General features: G+C 56.2%; 16 protein-coding genes. 6 read left to right on the top strand and 10 right to left on the bottom strand.

The features are described 5' to 3' along the window. Positions 1–22: 22 nt before the first annotated feature. Both VFX97_17220 and selA read right to left on the bottom strand, forming a co-directional pair. Entirely contained in the window at positions 23–2,062 is a 2,040-nt protein-coding gene (locus VFX97_17220) for an ATP-binding protein (protein ID HEX5704942.1), read from the bottom strand. A gap of 298 nt (positions 2,063–2,360) precedes the next feature. Then, on the bottom strand, positions 2,361–3,791 hold the full coding sequence (gene selA, locus VFX97_17215) for an L-seryl-tRNA(Sec) selenium transferase (GenBank protein HEX5704941.1): 1,431 nt from the start codon (positions 3,789–3,791) through the stop codon (positions 2,361–2,363). Between the two features lie 152 nt (positions 3,792–3,943). Between selA and VFX97_17210 the strand changes: the two genes are divergently transcribed. Continuing rightward, positions 3,944–4,582: an MXAN_5187 C-terminal domain-containing protein gene (locus VFX97_17210; protein ID HEX5704940.1), complete on the top strand. Its 639-nt coding sequence runs from the start codon at positions 3,944–3,946 to the stop codon at positions 4,580–4,582. Positions 4,583–4,743: 161 nt separating this feature from the next. Here the strand turns inward: VFX97_17210 and VFX97_17205 are convergent, their stop codons facing one another. Continuing rightward, complete coding sequence (locus VFX97_17205; GenBank protein ID HEX5704939.1) at positions 4,744–4,950, bottom strand: cold shock domain-containing protein; 207 nt, start codon at positions 4,948–4,950, stop codon at positions 4,744–4,746. Positions 4,951–5,554: 604 nt separating this feature from the next. Between VFX97_17205 and VFX97_17200 the strand changes: the two genes are divergently transcribed. Further along, on the top strand, positions 5,555–7,186 hold the full coding sequence (locus VFX97_17200; protein HEX5704938.1) for a hypothetical protein: 1,632 nt from the start codon (positions 5,555–5,557) through the stop codon (positions 7,184–7,186). A 198-nt stretch (positions 7,187–7,384) separates the two neighbouring features. Here the strand turns inward: VFX97_17200 and VFX97_17195 are convergent, their stop codons facing one another. The 4 genes from VFX97_17195 to VFX97_17180 all read right to left on the bottom strand — a co-directional run bounded on the left by VFX97_17195 (position 7,385) and on the right by VFX97_17180 (position 11,912). After that, complete coding sequence (locus VFX97_17195) at positions 7,385–7,909, bottom strand: hypothetical protein (protein ID HEX5704937.1); 525 nt, start codon at positions 7,907–7,909, stop codon at positions 7,385–7,387. Between the two features lie 86 nt (positions 7,910–7,995). After that, positions 7,996–10,218 (bottom strand): S46 family peptidase, encoded by a 2,223-nt coding sequence (locus tag VFX97_17190; GenBank protein ID HEX5704936.1) that lies wholly within the window; start codon positions 10,216–10,218, stop codon positions 7,996–7,998. A gap of 255 nt (positions 10,219–10,473) precedes the next feature. Next, positions 10,474–11,331 carry a M23 family metallopeptidase gene (locus tag VFX97_17185; protein HEX5704935.1) on the bottom strand — a complete coding sequence of 286 codons (858 nt, stop codon included), beginning with the start codon at positions 11,329–11,331 and terminating at the stop codon, positions 10,474–10,476. 416 nt (positions 11,332–11,747) lie between these two features. Beyond that, positions 11,748–11,912: a hypothetical protein gene (locus VFX97_17180; GenBank protein ID HEX5704934.1), complete on the bottom strand. Its 165-nt coding sequence runs from the start codon at positions 11,910–11,912 to the stop codon at positions 11,748–11,750. A 36-nt stretch (positions 11,913–11,948) separates the two neighbouring features. Between VFX97_17180 and VFX97_17175 the strand changes: the two genes are divergently transcribed. Then, positions 11,949–13,754 (top strand): oligosaccharide flippase family protein, encoded by a 1,806-nt coding sequence (locus VFX97_17175; protein HEX5704933.1) that lies wholly within the window; start codon positions 11,949–11,951, stop codon positions 13,752–13,754. Here the strand turns inward: VFX97_17175 and VFX97_17170 are convergent. The 3 genes from VFX97_17170 to VFX97_17160 form a co-directional block, all read right to left on the bottom strand. Beyond that, positions 13,739–14,515 (bottom strand): hypothetical protein, encoded by a 777-nt coding sequence (locus tag VFX97_17170; GenBank protein ID HEX5704932.1) that lies wholly within the window; start codon positions 14,513–14,515, stop codon positions 13,739–13,741. The two genes, VFX97_17175 and VFX97_17170, sit on opposite strands and share 16 nt — an antisense overlap. Positions 14,516–14,569: 54 nt before the next feature. Then, positions 14,570–15,436, bottom strand: coding sequence for a zf-HC2 domain-containing protein (locus VFX97_17165; protein HEX5704931.1), 867 nt, complete (start codon positions 15,434–15,436; stop codon positions 14,570–14,572). Positions 15,437–15,509: 73 nt separating this feature from the next. Continuing rightward, complete coding sequence (locus tag VFX97_17160) at positions 15,510–16,085, bottom strand: sigma-70 family RNA polymerase sigma factor (protein ID HEX5704930.1); 576 nt, start codon at positions 16,083–16,085, stop codon at positions 15,510–15,512. A gap of 244 nt (positions 16,086–16,329) precedes the next feature. Between VFX97_17160 and VFX97_17155 the strand changes: the two genes are divergently transcribed. The 3 genes from VFX97_17155 to VFX97_17145 are packed head-to-tail and all read left to right on the top strand — an operon-like array spanning position 16,330 to position 18,398. Then, the gene (locus VFX97_17155; GenBank protein ID HEX5704929.1) at positions 16,330–17,406 is read left to right on the top strand and encodes a lysylphosphatidylglycerol synthase transmembrane domain-containing protein; all 1,077 of its coding nucleotides are present in this window, start codon (positions 16,330–16,332) and stop codon (positions 17,404–17,406) included. A 31-nt stretch (positions 17,407–17,437) separates the two neighbouring features. Further along, entirely contained in the window at positions 17,438–17,902 is a 465-nt protein-coding gene (nrdR, locus tag VFX97_17150) for a transcriptional regulator NrdR (protein ID HEX5704928.1), read from the top strand. 7 nt (positions 17,903–17,909) lie between these two features. Further along, on the top strand, positions 17,910–18,398 hold the full coding sequence (locus VFX97_17145) for an Hsp20/alpha crystallin family protein (protein ID HEX5704927.1): 489 nt from the start codon (positions 17,910–17,912) through the stop codon (positions 18,396–18,398). The last annotated feature ends 2 nt before the right edge of the window (positions 18,399–18,400 follow it).

Here is an 18,400-nt window from a genome sequence, read left to right as displayed (position 1 = left end):
TGAACCAGGATGGTTATGCAAACTACAAACGTGGTAACGCAAAGCTGAACTTCGATCCGCGGCCGACTTCTGATTCGACGGCGACTGTTCCTTCGTGCTGTTCGATAACTTCTTTCACGAAAGACAACCCGAGACCGGTGGACTCTTCGTCCTTTTCCTGCCCATCGCGCGCAACGCGATAGAACTTTTCCCAAATCCGATCCATTGAATCCTGCGGGACGCCATAGCCTCGATCTTCGACGACAACGCGCACGGCTTCCGCTTCGAGCACGGTTGAAACGGTGACCGTCGTGCGTTCCGGACTGTACCTGATGGCGTTGTCGAGAAGTTTGGTCAGCGCCTGCGTAATCAGGCTCTTGTCGGCGGACACGGGAGGAATCGAGCCGTTGCTTTGTTCAACCAGTCGAATGCGTTTCTTCTTCGCAGTGGGCTGCATCACGTTAACCGTGTCGTTGACGACTTCGTCGAGGCGCAAAGCAATCTTGGTCACTTCCTGTTTGTCCGCGCGCTCAAGCTGGGTCAGGGTCAGAAACGTATCGATCATGCGCGCCATGCGTTGCGACTCGTTCGAGATAATTTGCAGGAACTCGCGCGACTCTTCGGGAATGTTGGCGTCGATGACGAGCAGCTCGGCAAAGCCGTTGATGCTGGTGAGGGGCGTGCGCAGCTCGTGCGACATCAAAGAAATCATGTCGCTCTTCAGCTTCTCGAACTCTTTCATGCGGGTGACGTCGCGTACGCGAATAGCAAAGCAGAGCGGCTTCGAACCGGCACCGTTCCCGTTCAGGCCATTCCCGTTGCCGTTACCGTTTCGCTCTTTGGCGAGTCCGATCCGGAGCTCGAGCGTCTGGTTGCGGTCGGGAAACTTTAGCTCTCGCTCATAAGGTTCGCCTGACTGCAAAACGCGACGGACGGCGATGGCCGGCTCATCAAAAACGCCTGATTTGAATCTGTCCAGCAGGCCGAACAGATCGGTCTTCGACGCATCGTGGTTGTTCATGTGCGCCGCCCAAAGCATCGCCGGGTTCACGTATGCGATGGTGCCGTCGAGGTAGGCGATCGCGTAACCGTCCGACGCCTCGGCCAGCACCTGTGCGCCAAATCGATGTTCGGTCAGCACGCCGCTGATCAGATCGAACGCATGCAAGCGGTGACCGGAAGTACGCGCCGAGATAAACGCCGGCAGGTTGCTGTCGAGCTTTTTGCGCTGCGCATCTTCCCGCTGAAGATCGCGGGCAAGTTGTCCGCCCACAGCGGCGAGCAATCGGCGATCGCTTTGATCAAAACTTTCGCGCAGGCGCAGCAGCAAGGTGCCGACGGTGCGACCGCCATGCTGAAGCGGCATGGCAACGTTCTCAAGTGTGTCGATCTCGCCAATCGGCGCGAGCGCGATTTCATGTTTCGTTGCGGCCTTGTCGCAAAGCTGCACCAGTTTCCGCCAAACAGAATTACGACCCCCCTGCAGCGAACCGCTCGCCTGTGAACGCAGCCTCGCGCACGGCACCAGCGCGCCATCTTCATTTGGTTGAAAGACAAAGGCTTCTTCCAAAGGCAGAATCGTCTGGAGGAGCTTGAGTCCGCTGGTCAAGCGATTCTCCGCGATACTTACGTCGTGCGCATCGGTCCGCGAAATCGTTTCGTCAACGCGGCGGGTCAGCAGAGTATCAATCAGCCAGAGCCGGTGCAGTTGCACGAGGAAGACCGCAGCCGTTGAACCCAGCGCCATCGGCGCAAACAGAATGTCAATCTTGAGGTAGCGCGAGACCAGCAAGCTGGCGGTGCACGTGGCCAGGAAACCGAAGCCCAAAAACAAGAACGATCGCCGGGCGCCGACGCGGCCCACAAAAAATCCCGCACTTGTGCTGATGGTGGCGATCAGCAAAAGGCCGAGCCAGGTCTGTGGCGCCAGAAGTGGTTCTTCGCCACGCGCGACATTAACGACGAAGGCTGCCTGGAGTGAATCGATTAAACCTGCGCGCCAGATGGCACACGCAGCCGCGCCGGCCAATAAAGCCAGACCCAGCGATACCAGCAGAGATTTCCAGGAGAACGTCTTTAACACTTGATCGGTAGATTGGAGTGCAAGCGTCCGGCTTGCTTTGGTTAATTCAGGAGTCGCGCTTTGGATTAAAGTGAGGCTGGACGGCCACATTCCGTGGCCAATCGATTATACACATCCGAACACGGTTTGGGGCGTGCAAATTTTAGCCACTTTTCCTAGGAAAATATTCAGATTTTGGAGTGCGGCGGCAGAGCGAAGCGCCGACGCCGCTTTGGATCTTCAACAAGGCAGGGGACGCGAGTTTCATCCAAAGCGCCGTCGAGGCCGGCGCACTCCAAATCTTATGAGGCATGCGTCCCTATTGTTCGAGAGACATGATGGCCGATGCCAGCGTAGCTTCGTCCTCAGTCGTGACGGTTCTCAGATCGAGAAGCACGCGATCATCTTCGATCCGGGCAATGATCGGCGGGTCGGATTTGCGAAGTTGCTCTTCGATTTGATTAGCCGAGAGCTTCGCGTGAGTGAGCGCAACCAGCGGGGTCAGCAAGCGCGAAGTTGGCGCCGCGCCGCCGCCGATTGCCGATTCGCCTTCGACGATTTCGAAGTGGAGGGCTGACGCTTTCGAGCGATGAAGCGGTGCGATAAAACTGGTTACCCGCGCTTTCAAGTCATCGAAGGTCATCAAGATCATTTGGTGCGTGGGCAGTTCGGTTGGGGTCGCGCTTCGCGCGTACGCATCGAGCGTCGCTTCCAGCGCCGCGATGCGAAGTTTGTCCGCGCGCAAAGCGCGATAGAGCGAGTGCTTACGCATCCGCTCAATGACCTCATCGCGACCAACGAGCAAACCAGCCTGCGGGCCGCCCAGCAATTTGTCGCCGCTGAACGAGATGACATCCACACCGGCGGCAAAAGATTCGCGAATGATGGGTTCGCCGGTAATTCCAAATTGGGTGAAGTCGATTAGTGCGCCGGAGCCGGCGTCTTCGTAGAGCAACAAACCGCTCTCGTGAGCCAGCGTCGCGAGTTCTTTAAGCGTCGGAGTTTTCGTAAAGCCGACAATCCGATAGTTCGAGGTGTGGACGCGCATGATCAAGCGCGTGTCGGCGGTGATCGCTTTCTGATAATCCGCCAGCTTCGTTCGATTTGTGGCGCCGACTTCGACCATGCGTGTACCGGATTGCCCCATCACTTCCGGTACGCGAAAGTCTCCGCCGATTTCAACCAGTTCGCCCCGCGAGACGATCGTCTCGCCGCCGCGCGCCAGCACTGTTAAGACGAGCAGGGCTGCCGCCGCGCAATTGTTCACGACCAGCGCGGCTTCGGTTCCGGTCAACGTCGCGAGTAGATCTTCCGCGCGCGCGCCGCGGCGGCCGCGATTGCCTGAGTTCAAATCGAATTCGAGATTACAGTAACCGCCGGCTTCGGCGACGGCCTGGCGCGCTGCATCCGACAAAGGAGCCCGACCAAGGTTCGTATGAAGAATTACGCCCGTCGCGTTGATGACCCGGCGCACACCGCGCGCCGTTTGCTGCTTATTCAATATCGCTAGTCGTTGTTCCGCTTCGGCCACCAGCGCCGCGGATGGGTCGCCATCGTTTACCGCGAAGGTGCCCGCCAGAACCTCCGCCCGCAACTTCTCGATGACTTCACGCGCCAGAGTGGTTTGTTGTTCAATGCCCGCAGTAGTCCTCACCGACTGGCCGATTTCCGTCCGCAGCAGCGCATCGACGGACGGCAGCCCGCGCAACAATGCGTTCTTATTGGAAGGTTTGGCAGCGCTTTTTGGCATCTCGGGGTTTAGCGACAACGAGAATATGCCGTCTGCGGCGTATGAGGCAATCTGCGACGAAACAAATCATTGACAGTGTTTCTCCCGAACTCCTACACTCGAACTTATGTCGGCGACCCCGCTTTTGCGCCGCTCATCAAGGGAGATCTCAGTTGGCAATCAATAACAACAGGCTGGCCAGGCTCGAGGCCGAACGCCGTCAGAGAAGCAAGAATGTCCTGGTGGAACATGTTTCGGTCGAAGATCGTCTGGCGCGATTGGAAGAAGACATTCGCCGGCTGAAGGTTGAGTACGACATCTATTTCAGCGGCGGCTCAAAGCGTCCGCCGTACGACACGAAGCTGCGTGTCGAAACACAGCTCAAGCGTTTAGCCGACGACCGGTCTTTGAGTTTTGCGCAACGCTTTCACTACAACTCGCTGGCGACACGCTACAACGCTTTCCGCGAAGTCTGGCGGCGCACGATGAAGGGCCGCGAAGAAGGCCGCGACGCTTTCACGGTCCAGCGCGCTGAAAGGGAAGCGAAAGAGAAAGAGACGCCGTTCAAGGCCTCGACTTTCGCGTGTACCGACGTGCGACACGACGTTCAGACAATCAAAGGTGTGTACGATGCGTTGATGCTTGCGAAGCGGGCGTGCGGAGAAGCGTCGCAGGATTTGTCGTTCGCGAAATTTCACCGGCTGGTTGTCGAACGTACCGAAGCGATGAAAGAAAAGATTGGCACAGATCGAGTCGTGTTCTCAGTTGATGTTGAAGCCGGGCACGTGAGTTTCAAGGCGAAGGCTGAATAGTGGCACAGACTTCAGTCTGTGTTCCTTACGCAAACACACAGACTAAAGTCTGTGCTACAAACTAAAAGGCGACCTCGGAATTCCGAGATCGCCTTTTTTCTTGCGCGTTCCGGGACTACCGGAAGCGGCCAGTGGCTGCTTGATAAGCAAGCCGGGGAGATTTACGCCTTTGTGACTTTTTCAGCCTGTGGTCCTTTGGGGCCCTGCGTCACTTCGAACTCGACTTCCTGACCTTCTTCGAGGGTCTTGAAGCCATCGCCCTGAATGGCGCTGTAGTGCACAAAGATGTCCGAAGAGCCTGGCTGCTCAATGAAGCCATAACCCTTCGAGTTGTTAAACCACTTGACCTTACCGGTTATTCTAGACATACAAACGAATCCTCCTAACGATTCGGCAAAGTTGGCGCGGCGGCGAGACTGAAGGTTGCGCCACCGTCCAACAGGTTAATGCTGTGAGCCGGACGCGCTATTGTCTGGGGCGCTACACGGAAACACACTAGCTAAAAAGCGCCCAGGTAATCGCACACGATGGTGCGATAGATGGGCGCAACTTCCAAAACAAGAACTCATTTCACTTATAGCGCTTGCAAATCGAAATGCCTTGGCAGGTGTAAATCCCGGGGCCTGGCACTGATTGAAACGTCGGCGCATCCTAACGGAAGGCGTTTTGGGCTGTCAAGAACAAATTCGCTTGAATCAGCTGTTGACACAATTTTGGCAAGCGATAAAAACCAGCCATTTTCGCCTTTTCGTCATCTTCATCCGGCCAAAACTTCATTCATTAGAAAACTCTTTTTCCACCACACAGAGGTTTTGAGAACTCATTAATAACTCATTAATAGAGGCCCAAAGACTTCCTTCGATCGCCTGAATATAGTTTCCCCGTCCGAGCATTTCTTGGTTGCCTTAAGAACATCTGCGGGCCTTTGTGACCGCTTTAGATTAACGGCATCTGTTCGATGGAGAATCCAAAATGTTGTCTCCTAAACTTAGATTAGCTTCAGCCGTGATGTTGGCGGCGGCATCGCTCACCTTATTAGCTGTAACTCTCAACTCTGCGAAAACGACTGGGGGTGTTGCGACCGGCGCTTCACAGTTAAGGGCAAGGATCCTGCGTCACAAGGACAAGGTGAAGAATAAGCCTGATGCTGCGGAAATTGCGGCACTGAAAAAGCAGGCAAAGGCCCAGGAACCCGAAGAGCGGCAGCTGGAAGACACAACCCCCAACCATCTGCCGGTCAAAGTCAAAATTAGAAAAGAGAAGGAGGGGAAGTTTAAGGATTTAAAGAATGACCGTTGGGTTCGTGATCTGGAAATAGAAGTCAGGAATTCAGGCACAAAGCCGATTTACTTTCTTCATTTGCAACTCCACCTCGATCTTCAGGGCCCGGACGGCCAGGGAGTGGGTTTTGTGCTTTTGTACGGGCGCACGGAATTGGTTGACGTAAAGACTGCGATCAAAGCCGAAGACGTTCCCATCAAACCCGGAGAGACTCACATCTTCACGATCGCTGACCGGTACGTTAAGGGCTATGAAGGGATGATCACCGAAAACCAGCTCAAACATCCCAAGAAGGTGAAAGTGATCTTCCAGCAGATTACTTTTGGGGACGGCACCGGTTGGTGGAACGCTGCGGGCGAGCCGCTGCCAAATCCCAAGCGGGCTGCGAATGGTGTTTGCGATCCCAAGGATGGTGCTTCGCAGAAGCAGACGAGATGGCCGTTGATTGCGTTCAATGCGAATCCAAAATCCCGATGGGTTGAGATGTTGCCGGAGTACGTGCCGGCAAGTTTTTTGCCCAACGCAGACCCAGGCCGACTTACGCTCGACGCTGGTTCTGCGCCGGATGTATGTTGTCCCGGCACATCGTGCACCTGGGCCAAGCCGTCTTTTACGCGTTGCTACTGCTCTAGTATAACCGACCTGGCCGATGACTCACCCTCAGTTGAATTCCCAGGCTGCAGCGATTCCAGTGGTGGATGCTCTACTATCGTTTCATTAACACGATGGTGCCCGTATCCGAACACCGACGGATCCACGTTCACGTTAGGATGTCCGTTCAGCGTCGTTTATCCGTGCTTCGATCTCGCACCGACGCCTCCGCCTTTTCCATCACCAACCGAGTCACCAACGCCACCGCCATCACCGACGCCTACACCCACTCCGACGCCAGAACCCACCTGCAACCCGGCAACGAAACCGAACAACTCGAATTGCTACTGTAATACGAGTGTCGTCGGTGCTGATCCGTTTTGGGATTGTGGGATCGGGTGCGGCGGCGCGACCGGCGCCGATTACCAGCGCTATCAAGGCGGAGGGACATCGGGTTCGGGCGCCGGAGGTTGTCCGCCCGACAAGTACAACGACGGCCGAGACTGCTGTCGATGTGTAGTGCCAACCTGTCTTGACGGACAAAGTGCTAACGTCTCAACGTGCGAATGTCCGTCACCGACGCCGACACCCATTCCGCCATCATCAGGCGGCGGCGGAGACGCGATTTACACCTACCATTGCACGCCCTATTTTTGGGTCTGGTATGTTTCTTGGGACGGCGGGCAGACGTGGCAACAGACCGGTCAGGTCGAATACGCCGGTTGTTGGTAGCGCCTAACTGATTCCCGCCGGCTTGTCAGAAAGAGGCCGCTCGCGATTTTGATCGTGAGCGGCCTTTTTTAATAGCAAAGCTGACGTACGTGACGAACCGGTCGCTGTCAGTGCAACCGCCCGGGCAGCGCCGCTGCCGCATGAAAAAAAGCCGCTCGCGATCGCCAGCGGCTTCGTCGAAGACATTAAAGGCTTCCGCTATATCTTCTTAATGCTGACCAGCAGTTGTTCATAAGCCGACGAGTGCTTTTCAAAAAGACTCGGTGCTGCAAACGTCAGAATTATCAGGGGCTTCTTCGCGCCGAGCACATCCACGGACCAGACGATCGTGGTGCCATCGACCTCACCGGTACCGGTTTCGCCGTAATGCGGCATGTCGTTCAGGACGTCTTCTGAAGGCTTGCCCACGGTCTTAATGTTCTTAATCGTCTTGCCTAGTTCCGTGCCCAGTTCCTTCACTGCGGCCTCAAAATTTGCCTCATCCGGAATCCAAAACACCACCTGGAGCGCGTCATCAGCAGACGAAGCCGTAATCACTTCACCATCCGGTTTTGCCTTCCAACCCTTTGGCAGTTGGAAGCGAACGCCGGCCTCTTGATGGGTAAACACGCTCGGGTCCTGCGCAGCCACGCGTTCCGAGCGACCGCTGGTTCCGGCTGACATGACCGGGGCCAGAGTCGTGGCCCACAGGGCAAGACACAAAATGACAGTTAATTTTTTCACTGGGTTCTCCTCTGCAATTCTAGTGGAACAGTTTCAGTCTGTGAATGGGAAACACAGACTAAAGTCTGTGCCAACCTCTGCTGACCTTACGCCGCTTTCTTCAAAGCCGCCGGCGCGTTCTTGATGTCCATCTCTTTCAACAGATATCCAGCGCCGCCGAACTTTTCGGTTAGAAACAGCACGTAACGAATGTCCACGGAGATCGTGCGGTTCTTTGGTGGATCGTAGAAAAAGTCGTTGCCGAGGCCTTCGTAATTTCCGTCGAAGACGATGCCGATCTGTTCACCACGGCCGTTCAGAATCGGCGAGCCTGAATTGCCGCCGATGATGTCGGTCGTCGAGATGAAGTTCACCGGGACGTCCTGGCCTTCGGCGTAAACACCGAAGTCGCGTGCGCGAAAAAGTTGCTTCAGTTTGGCGGGCACATCGAAAGGTTCGCTGCCGGTGTCTTTTTCAACGACACCCGACAAGTGCGTAAATGGCGTATAGATCGCCGCGTCTTTCGGGACGTAGCCTTTGACGTCGCCATAAGTGAATCGCAGCGTCGCGTTCGCGTCTGGATAAGGCTTGGCGCCGCGCATCTCCGTCATGCCGTGAATCAACAGCGGCCGCCAACGGGCAACGATCGCATTGAAGTTGCGGGTGCGCGGCTGTGTTTCGGCGAAGAGCGCAGCGATTTCGGCAGAGAAATCGAGGAGCGGCTCGTTCAGCTCTTTTAACTGGGCCGAGGTCTTGTCGAACAAAGCCGCGAAGCCTTCCGGGGTAGAAAGATTCTTGCTGTCAACGATCGCCCGTGCGAAGTCTTCTTCCGCGCGAATGCGCGCCTCGTCCTTTAGACTGCCGAATCGTTTTTCGATTGCTTCGATCTTTTGCGAAGCGGGAAGCTCCGCAGCTTTACGAAGGAAGAAACTGAGCATCTCACGCTCGAGCGTCGGATTGCGCCCGGCGAGAATTTCAGGCAACGCCGCCCGCGCGCGGGCCGCGATTAGGGCGAGATTAGGATTCCGTTCAGCCTCAGGTTTCTCTTTGCTGGCCGCAAAGGTGCTGATAAAGCCGGCGATCTCAAAAACATCACTGAGCGAAGCGATCTCCTGAACGATCCGGTCGCGTGGCTGACTCTTCTGCAACTCTTCGTAGGCCTTCGCGAGCGACGGCAACACTTCGCCGTACTTGTTTTGCCGCTCAGGATTCTCGCTGATCCATTTCGTGAACGCAGCTTCCTGGGCGCGCTTTTGATCGACGATCCCGGCGCGGCGCATCGCGAGGACTGAGCCGTCGTTGTTTTTCAACTCGTTCGAAATGCCAAAGATCACCGACTGAAGCTTAACGCGCATCGATGGGTTCGCTCGGCCCATGATGGTCAGCACTTCGATCTGCTTCTGCTGCATTTCGACCGAAAAGGGAATGAACAGGTCCTGGTTGTAAGCGACTGAATAGCTTTCGCGGTAACGGCGGGTCGAGCCGGGATAGCCCATCACCATCACGAATTCATTGTCTTTGACGCCACCCATCGAAAGCGACAGAAACTTCTTTGGCTTGTAAGGCACGTTGCTCGATGCGTAGTCCGAAGGTTTGCCGTCGGGGGCCGCGTAAGCGCGCAGAAAAGTGAAGTCGCCGACGTGACGCGGCCATTCAAAGTTGTCCGGGTCGCCCCCAAAGAAGCCAATATTTTTGGGCGGCGCGTAGACGACGCGCACGTCGCGCAAAACCTGCGTGACGAACAAGTAGTACGTCAGGCCTTCATTCATCGCCATCACGCGTGCGGTAATTCCATCAGCCGCTTTGGTGTTCGCGGTTTCGAGCGCGTTCGACTTTGACTGAATCGACGCGGCGCGCTCGGCCGGCGGCGTCGCGTCGCTCACGCCGGCCAGCACATCCGCCGTCACATCTTTCAAGTCCTGCGTCATCGTGATCGTATAACCGGTCAGCGGCAGTTCTTCGCTGCGATTCTTCGCCACGTATCCCATCGTGCCGTAATCTTTTCCGGTGTCTGAAGCCCCCACCAAGCCGTCGAAAGCCACGTGGTGGTTGGTCAGCACCAGGCCTTCGCCCGACACGAACTCGCCGGTGCCGTAGCCGGAGCCGAAGCCCACTCTGACGACGGCATCTTTAATGCTCGGTCCCTCCGGGTTGTAGATATCGGTGATCGGAATCTTGAGTCCGCGCTGTTTGAGTTTCGCCAGCGGAAGCTGACTCAAAGTGTCCGGCAGGAACATTCCTTCGTCGCCCAAAACAGAGACGGGAATAAAGCTGACCAGCAGTAACGAAGAGAGCACAAGCGCGAGCGCGCGCGGGTATTTAGAGGTCATTTACGATTTTCCTTCGTGATTGATGACGGTCCGGGTGTGGAGGGATATTAGCAGAATCTGAATTGAAAGGCAGTAGCCCGACCGTAAGGGAGGGCGCGATGAGATCTCAAATTGTGAGATCCGAGATCTTAAGTTTGAGATCTAAAATCTGAAATCTGAGATCGGAGATCCTGAGATCTGAGATCTGAGATCCTGAGATCTGAGATCCTGAGATCTCAACGAGCCCTCCCTCACGTTCGGGCTACTGCCCCGACTCTAGTGCGCAGCGCCGGGCAGATACCGTTTCGGATCCACGGGCTGATTGTTGACTCTGACTTCGTAATGGAGGTGCGGTCCGGTTGAGCGGCCTGTTGATCCAACCAAGCCAATCTTCTGACCACGCGTCACGGTTTGGCCGACGGCAACGTGGATTTGCGACAAGTGGCCGTAGCGCGTCGATAGGCCTGCGCCATGGTCGACGTAAATAACGTTGCCATAGCCGCGCTGCCGTCCCGCGATAGTTACGCGACCGCTGCCGGCCGCCAGCACCGGGTCGCCGTGTTCCGCGTCGATGTCCTGGCCTTCGTGATACTCGAAGCCTCGTCCCCCAAACGGATTGCGCCGGCCGCCAAAGCCGCCTTCCAACGTCCCGTCAACGGGCCAAAGTGATGGAATCATTCCACCGGCGCGAACCATCTCCTGATAAACCCACATGCGACGCTCAAGGCGCGCCGTCTTCGATTCAAGTTCGGCGAGTGCCGCTTCGCTGTCGATGGGCCGTGCCGGACCGCCCTGGCCGCGCGGCGCCGTTTGCTCGGCCGTAGAAATTCCCGACAACTCCTCGAGCTTGCGCGAAGTGTCCTCAACTGCGTTGACTCGATTGTTGAGCCTGAGAAGTTCTTGCTTCTGCTTCTCGTTCTGGGCACGCAGACGCGCGTTGTCGTGTTCAATCCGCAGATGCTCAGCCTGCTGAATCAGGCCGTAAAAGCCGTACATCAACGCGGCGCCGACAACGGCGAGCCCCAGCACTGAGACTTTTAACCAGCGTTTATGAACGCTTATGCGACGGATATGAGCGCGAGATCTGGAGGTACGGGCAATAATAAAAGCGTAAAAACGGTCGTCTCTAGTCATTCATTCTGCTCCTAGCGGGCGTCAAGCGCGTTTGTAAAACGGGGCCGCTTGCCGACCGGTGAAGTAACAGACGCCGAGGGCGACTGAAAACCTAAATTGTGCGAGGCCTTAAAATTAAGAACCCTGCCGAAGATCGAACCCTGCTTGAGAAGGCAGCCGATTTGCGCGCCTGAGTCGCCGGGTAAACGTGGCTTTTAGACTCGGGCTGACGGATCCTGGATGCTGCCAGAGCGTCAGACCCTAACACACGAGGGTGGACAGGTCAAACTGAGCGAAGGGCCTGCTCAGGACGTCATGTCCCTGACAAAGCCGTGGATGCCAAGATAACTAAGAATCAATTGAGCGTTCGACTCAACATCTGTGGCGGTGGTCTTTAATCTGAAGAAAGCGCCCAAGCCTTCCGTGATTGTGAATGGCTAAATCTCAAAGTGTTGTTTATGAAAGTCTTCCCTGGAGACATGAAAATCGTGCCAGGTTTCCATTTCATTCACGGTTTGGTAAAACTCGTTGCTCAGGCTTTCTGAACGCGGAAATCCAGCGATGATCGGCACCGGTTCGTACGAGTTTGCCAGGGCAGCCATTCGGTTCAAGTTCGGTCTCTCAAACTACATCCGCAGATGGAATCTGGCGACATCGCAATCCTGGCTGACGGCCCTGATAGCTCCAACCCGTCTTTAACGAAAAGATATCGTACCGCCGTAGGCTGGAACGCTTCCTCTTCGCTGCTCGGGCAGGGAATCACGTTTCTCCGGTCAATAATTATCGCGCGCCTGCTGGTTCCGGATGATTTCGGACTGTTCGCAATGGCCTTGACCGTGATGGTCGGCTTGAACGCGCTGACCACGATCGGGCTGGACCGGATGATCGTGGCGCGCCAGTTTAAGAGCCCGGAGGAATTCAAAGACCATTTGAATACGGTTTGGTCAGCCGAGCTGGTGCGCAGTCTCTTTCTCACCCTCTTGCTACTGCTGTCAGCCTATCCGATGGCGAAATTCTTCGGCCAGCCCAGGCTCGCCGGTTTGATTGGAATCCTCTGCCTGACACCGTTGATTGAAGGATTTCAAAACATCGGACTGACGATCCTGCGCAAGCAGATCAGTTTTGCGCGGATTTTTTGGTGCGAATTGACGGTAAATGTGGTGGCCGTGGCACTCACAGTTTGCGTGGCCATCGCCTTACGCAATGTGTGGGCTTTGATTTTCGGTCATTTAATAACGGCATTATTGGGCACTGCACTTTCATATTTCTTTCATCCTTATCGTCCGCGACTGGCTTTCGAGACGGCCGCACTTCGCCAGGCCATAGGCTTCGGAAAGTTTGCACTGATAATCGCGGTCGCGTCTTATGTGACCACGATGGCCGATAATATTGTCGTGGGCCGCGTATTAGGGGCGGCGGCCCTTGGTTACTATTCACTGGCTTACAACCTGGCGAGCTTTCCCATCGCGGTATGCGTTAACGCAGTCAGCAAGGTCACGCTGCCGGCTTTTGCCGAATTAGCTTTGCCGGATTCTGAGCGGTTACAGAGCGCATTCACAAAAGTATTCACCATCAGCGCGCTCATGCTGGTGACGATCACGGCGCCTCTCTGTCTGCTGGCGAGTGACATTGTCCAAGTCCTGTATGGCGCGAAGTGGCAGACAACCGGAGAAGTGTTATGGGTAATATCTCTCATGGTGCCATTCCGCGGTCTTCTGATAGTCATCACCCTCGTCTTCTTCTCCTTGAACAAGCCGAAACCTGTCGCGACTGGCAAGACCGTCGAAGCCCTCATGTTTCTTTTGCTCCTTTATCCGCTGACTAAGACGATGGGACTAAAGGGCGCTGCGCTTGCCGCGGTGTTAAGTTATGTATTCGCTCTTGGAAATCGTTTATTTTTTCTGCGCCGCGTAATTCCAAAGCTTTGGGGCAAACTTGTGCGGATCATTCTGGCCGTTTTCGCAGCCTGCGGGGCCGGACTCTTAATCGGTTGGCTGGTCTTGAGTTTTATTGATTCGACGATGTTAAGGATTTTACTCGGAGGGTTTCTTGCCTCTGCCACTCCCCCGCTATTGCTGTTATCGACGCAAGCCGACCTCAGGAAATGGATTATAGACGCCGTGCATTGGGCAAGCAGGGCTCGCTCCGTTCCGGTCGGCTTGTCGTGTCTATTCGGTTGGAAACGGATTAGCGGTCAGGATGCGCGGCGTTCGGCCTTTTCTCGTTTACGCGACCGCCACATTGCGACGGCAATCATAACCATTATCGCTACGAAGACAATGATGATAGCGAATTTTACAAGGCCGAGCAGGATGCCGACCATGGCAATCAATTGCTGGAGTAGGGCTGTAACAAGCAGGATGGCGCCGATGATGGCGCCGCCGCGGGACAATGCTGCAAAAATTCCGGTGATCATTTCGGGCGAACCTTACTGGCGCGGCTGAAGTCGCGCAGAACCAATTTGCCGCGGCGCCTGGACGCGAGTTGGAAAGTCGCCGCCATCGTAAGCAGCGCGTGCGAATTGGCTGTTGACCACGACTGACGGCGGCGGGTTGTTCGTATCGAACAGCCGCATTTCCTCTCGACGCCGGTGTCGTTTCATGTAGTCGTACAGAATGTAAGCGCCCAGCACGACTAAAGCGACGGGCAGCGCTCGCCGCATCGGAAACTGAAATCCAAGGACCGTGTGCGCGAGAAAGATTCCACCAAGCACCAACAACGTGATGCCCCAGGCTAAAGGATTGCCGTACAACTGGCGCGTGATGGCGTCTTCTTCGGCGTCAGGCGCCAACCCCGCGCGCATTAACTGCGCCGTCCGGCAAGCATCAACTGCGGCGAAGAGCCAGGTACCGAACACGCCGAGCGCAAAGAAAGCGACGCCGTCGGTTACCACGGCCATCTGGAAAAAGCTGGCGAAGATCGCGAAATGAACGATGGCCTTGGAAGTTTGACCGTTATAAGCCGCGCCCAGGCCGGGCACGAAAAGCGAAAGAAACGTGGCGATGAACGGAGAGGTCTTGCGACGGATCACCTGTTGATTTGTCGGCTGTGATTGGCGATGACGCAGTGCGTCAACGCCGGCGACGATGCAGTCCTGACAAACAGCGAACCCGCGAATGCGATGGTCGCACGCCGGGCACAAGGGCCGCGAACAGCTGCTGCACTGCGCCATGGCGGGATTCTTCGGGTGGTAATTACAATTCATCAGTTACTTCACACTGTCGCGGTCTCAGATGTACGTTGAATCGCGCGCGAACGTTCAGCGCTTTTTCGAGTCGCCGTTGCCGGTTTTTCCTTCCGGGCTTTGCGGGCGCGGCGTCGCGCTGTTTTGATTTGAGCTATTCTGATTCTGGTTCGCCTCATTGCTCTTCTCGTTGTCCTTCTGGTTCTCTTCGCCACCGACTAATTTGTTGACGCTGCCGGCGAATTGCTTGACACCTTTTTCGGATCCTCTGGTCGCACTGTCCGCCGTGCGTTCAGCCAATTGCAGGCTGGCGCGATAAAGTCCGCGCACCGAACCATCGGTTGAAACCGTGTTCGTCAGTACAAAGACGGACACCAACAGCATTGTTGCGACTGACGCGAGCTGCGGCGAAACGAGCGGATCGAGCGCGCCACGCAGCCATTCGACCATCCGCGATAAGAAAGGAGCGCGTACTTGCCGAGGCAGAACGTTGCCGATGGTTGCTTGCAGAATGCGGGCTTCGAGGCCGGCGGGCACCGGCAGTTCATCCTGCGCGTAGGTGTAAACCGCGCCGATCGACCGCACGACCTGGCCCGGGAGTTCGCTACAGGCTGAACACAAAGCTGCGTGCCGTTCCCAGCGGTGATACAAAGGCGCCATCAACACGCCATCCAGATAATCCGTCAGATGGTCTTCGAATTCTTCGCAGGTAATTGCCGTTTGCGGAGCCGTCGTCATCAGGATTCGTGCTTCCAGCCCGACACCTGCCGGCGGAGCTTCGGAAGACAGGCACGCGACGATCGTTTGCTTCACATCGGCCAGCAATTCGTGGCACAACGGGCAGCGCAGCGCGTGTTCGGAAAACGCGCGGTGCTCCTCGACCGGCAACTCGCCGTCGAGGTAATTCGTCAATCTTTCTTCAAATTCATTGCACAGCATCATTTCGTTTCCATTCCGAACCCTTTTTACGCCCCGTTACCTGGTGCCGTCTGCCACTTTCGACTGCGTTCTGGCTCTATGCCTCCACTACTCGCATACGACGAAGAATCTTCGCTAGTTCGATTCGGCCGCGGTTTATTCGTGATTTCACGGTGCCCTCTGGGATTTTCAACAAATCCACGATCTCCTGGTAGCTCAACTCCTCGATGTCCCGGAGGATGACGCATGTCCGCAAATCCGCCGAAAGCTTGTCAATTCCGGCCTGTACCTGGGCGCCGAGCTCGCGCCGCTCCATCTCACGCTGGACCGAATTCCCGGCTGAGCGCAGGTGATACTTGTGATCCTCAAGGTCGTCCGCAATCTCATCCTGCGGAGCGCGTTGACGTTTGCGATAGTCATCAATGATCAGATTCCGCGCCAGCCGCATCAGCCAGTTCTGCAAGTCGCCCTGCTTCGGATTGTATTGCTCGAGTGAGCGATAGACGCGGACGAAGACGTCTTGCGTCAAGTCTTCGGCCGTGTCGGCCCGGGAGGTGAATCGGTAGGCGAGATTGTAAACGCGGCGCGAGTAGGTTTGGACAATCTCTTCCCAAGCCGCGCCGTCGCCCGCGCGACATCGTCTGACTAGTTCAGCGCCTTCGTTGGTAGCCAAGCTTCTGACGGCTCCCACTTGGTGAATTCTCCGGATTCAGTTTATCGCAGCCGATTGAGACTCATAGAGTCCGACACGAGCTTCTTACGTGCCGGTGCTTTGCAAAGTTCCCCCGGTCTCAGCCGGCCGCGAGGCTGACTTCTTGAACGATAACATTAAACTGTTGTAGGCTGGCGACGCCGCACAATATATTGTGGCTCGCTCATTCTTTGCTCACTGCGTTCAGATCGTTGGTTTTCGGTCAATGGCGGCAAAATATCGTAAGTTTCTTGAGTTCATCGCGCTCCTCCTGCTGGCCATTGCCATCGTCTGGTGGTTTGGCCGGGGGCTCGATTGGGCCCAGGTTAAGAGTGCGCTGCTTGCCTCCGATTGGCGACTGATCCTGCTGGGGGCGTTGGGCGTGCTCGCAGGGTATTTGTGGCGCGCCTTCCGATGGCGGGCCTTTCTTGCACCACTGACAAAGGCCAGCCTCCGCGAAATCTGGATTGCCGTCTGTGTCGGATATGCTGCCGTACTTACGCTGGGCCGGGCCGGTGAAGTGGTGAGGCCTTTGGTCCTGCCGATGCGAGACCGGCGTGTCAGACCGGCTGCTTCATTCGTCACGGTCATGATCGAGCGCGTTTACGACTCGATCACGGTACTGCTGTTGTTCGCCGTCAACCTTGTTCTTTTCACCCCGGCTTCGGGTGCGTCAGAGTTCGCCCGCGCGCGCCAAATCGGTTTTGCGTTGGTCGGAGCGCTGTTTGTATTTGTCGCCTTACTAATCGCTTTCCGGTGGCGGTCACCACAGGTAATCGGATGGTTGGACAGAAAGATTCATCCTGATTGGCGAATCCTGGGCCGGTTGAAGCACGCGATCCTCAACCTCCTTCAGCAACTGGCTACGGCGCTGGGAGTGCTCACGCGCGGCCGCGAGCTGGCCATTACCATCGGGTGGTCACTCGCATTGTGGGGATCAGTTGCCATAGGCAATCTGCTGGTCTTCCGCGCATTCGGTCTGCCGTTCGGCGTTTCCGAGGCGCTCTTTGTGCTTGGTTGGTCGATGATCGGATCGGCGATTCCCACGCCGGGAGGCGCTGCGGGTGCGTTCCACGCAGTCACCGGCGGCGCGCTAATCCTTCTCGGGGTGGCGGCTGAAAAGGCGGCTGCGGTCGCCATCGTCATCCATCTCGTCGATTTCCTGCCAGCGGCATTGTTTGGGTTGTTCTACTTTTTGCGTGGTGATGTAACTCTCGCGCGACTACGTCTATTGATGTCAGCGACTGAACGTGCAGGTGATCCTGAGCCCCTGCCGAGCGTGACTGGAGTCAAAGCGGCTTGAAGTGCTTCAAATTATGTGAGGAACAATCGATATGAAATGTCCCTTCTGTGGTTTTGTCGAAGATAAGGTCGTCGATTCGCGCGAGTCGCGTGAAGGTGAATCGATTCGCCGGCGTCGCGAATGCCTAAAATGTGAACGCCGCTTTACGTCCTACGAGCGCATCGATGAGATTCCATACATGGTGATTAAGAAGGACGGCCGGCGCGAAACCTTTGATCGCAACAAAGTCATGGCGGGCCTGCTGCGCGCTTGCGAAAAGCGACCGATTCCGCCGCAAAAGCTGGACTCGATCGTCAATGCGGTCGAAAAGTATGTGCAGGAGTCGCCTGAGCGCGAACGGCCCACCAGCAAGATCGGCGAGCAAATCATGCGACGGCTTAAAGAACTGGACAAAGTTGCTTACGTGCGATTTGCCTCGGTCTATCTGGAATTTGAAGACGTGTCCGAATTCATGGAAGAGTTGAAGACGCTGGTGCGCGCGCGCGCCGGTCGTTAATCGAGCAATGGCCGTTAAGCGAGTCAAGGCTAAGAGTGTCGGGCCCGCGGGGCTCGAACGCCTCGAGCTAAAGCGGCTGACAGAGCGCATCGGCTGGCTGTTCTCTTTGTTGCAGGAAGCTGCGGCCGCGCAAACGCCGACCATTGCCGGCGCCTGGGCGCCCACGATCGATGTTTGCGAGACCACGAAAGCGATCGACGTACGCATCGAACTACCGGGCGTGACCGCGTCGGAAGTAAGGGTGGGTTTGAATGGAAATAAACTGCGCATCTATGGCGACAAGAAGAAGCGAGCCACGCGACAACGCATCATGTCGCACCATTGTTCGGAACGAACCTACGGCCATTTTGAGCGTGTCGTTCCCGTCCGGTGGCCGGTTGACGTGAAAGGCGCCACGGCAGAACTAGCCAAGGGAGTGTTGGTGGTCCGACTACCGAAGCTAAAGGATCGCAGAGGCTCGGAAATAGCAATTCCAATTACTGAGAAGGATTCATAGAA

It is taken from the genome of Pyrinomonadaceae bacterium, assembly GCA_036277115.1.
In the GTDB taxonomy this organism is placed as follows: Bacteria; Acidobacteriota; Blastocatellia; order Pyrinomonadales; family Pyrinomonadaceae; genus UBA11740.
The sequence above is the reverse complement of the archived record's forward strand: the minus strand, read 5'-3'. Positions and strand labels throughout refer to the sequence as shown.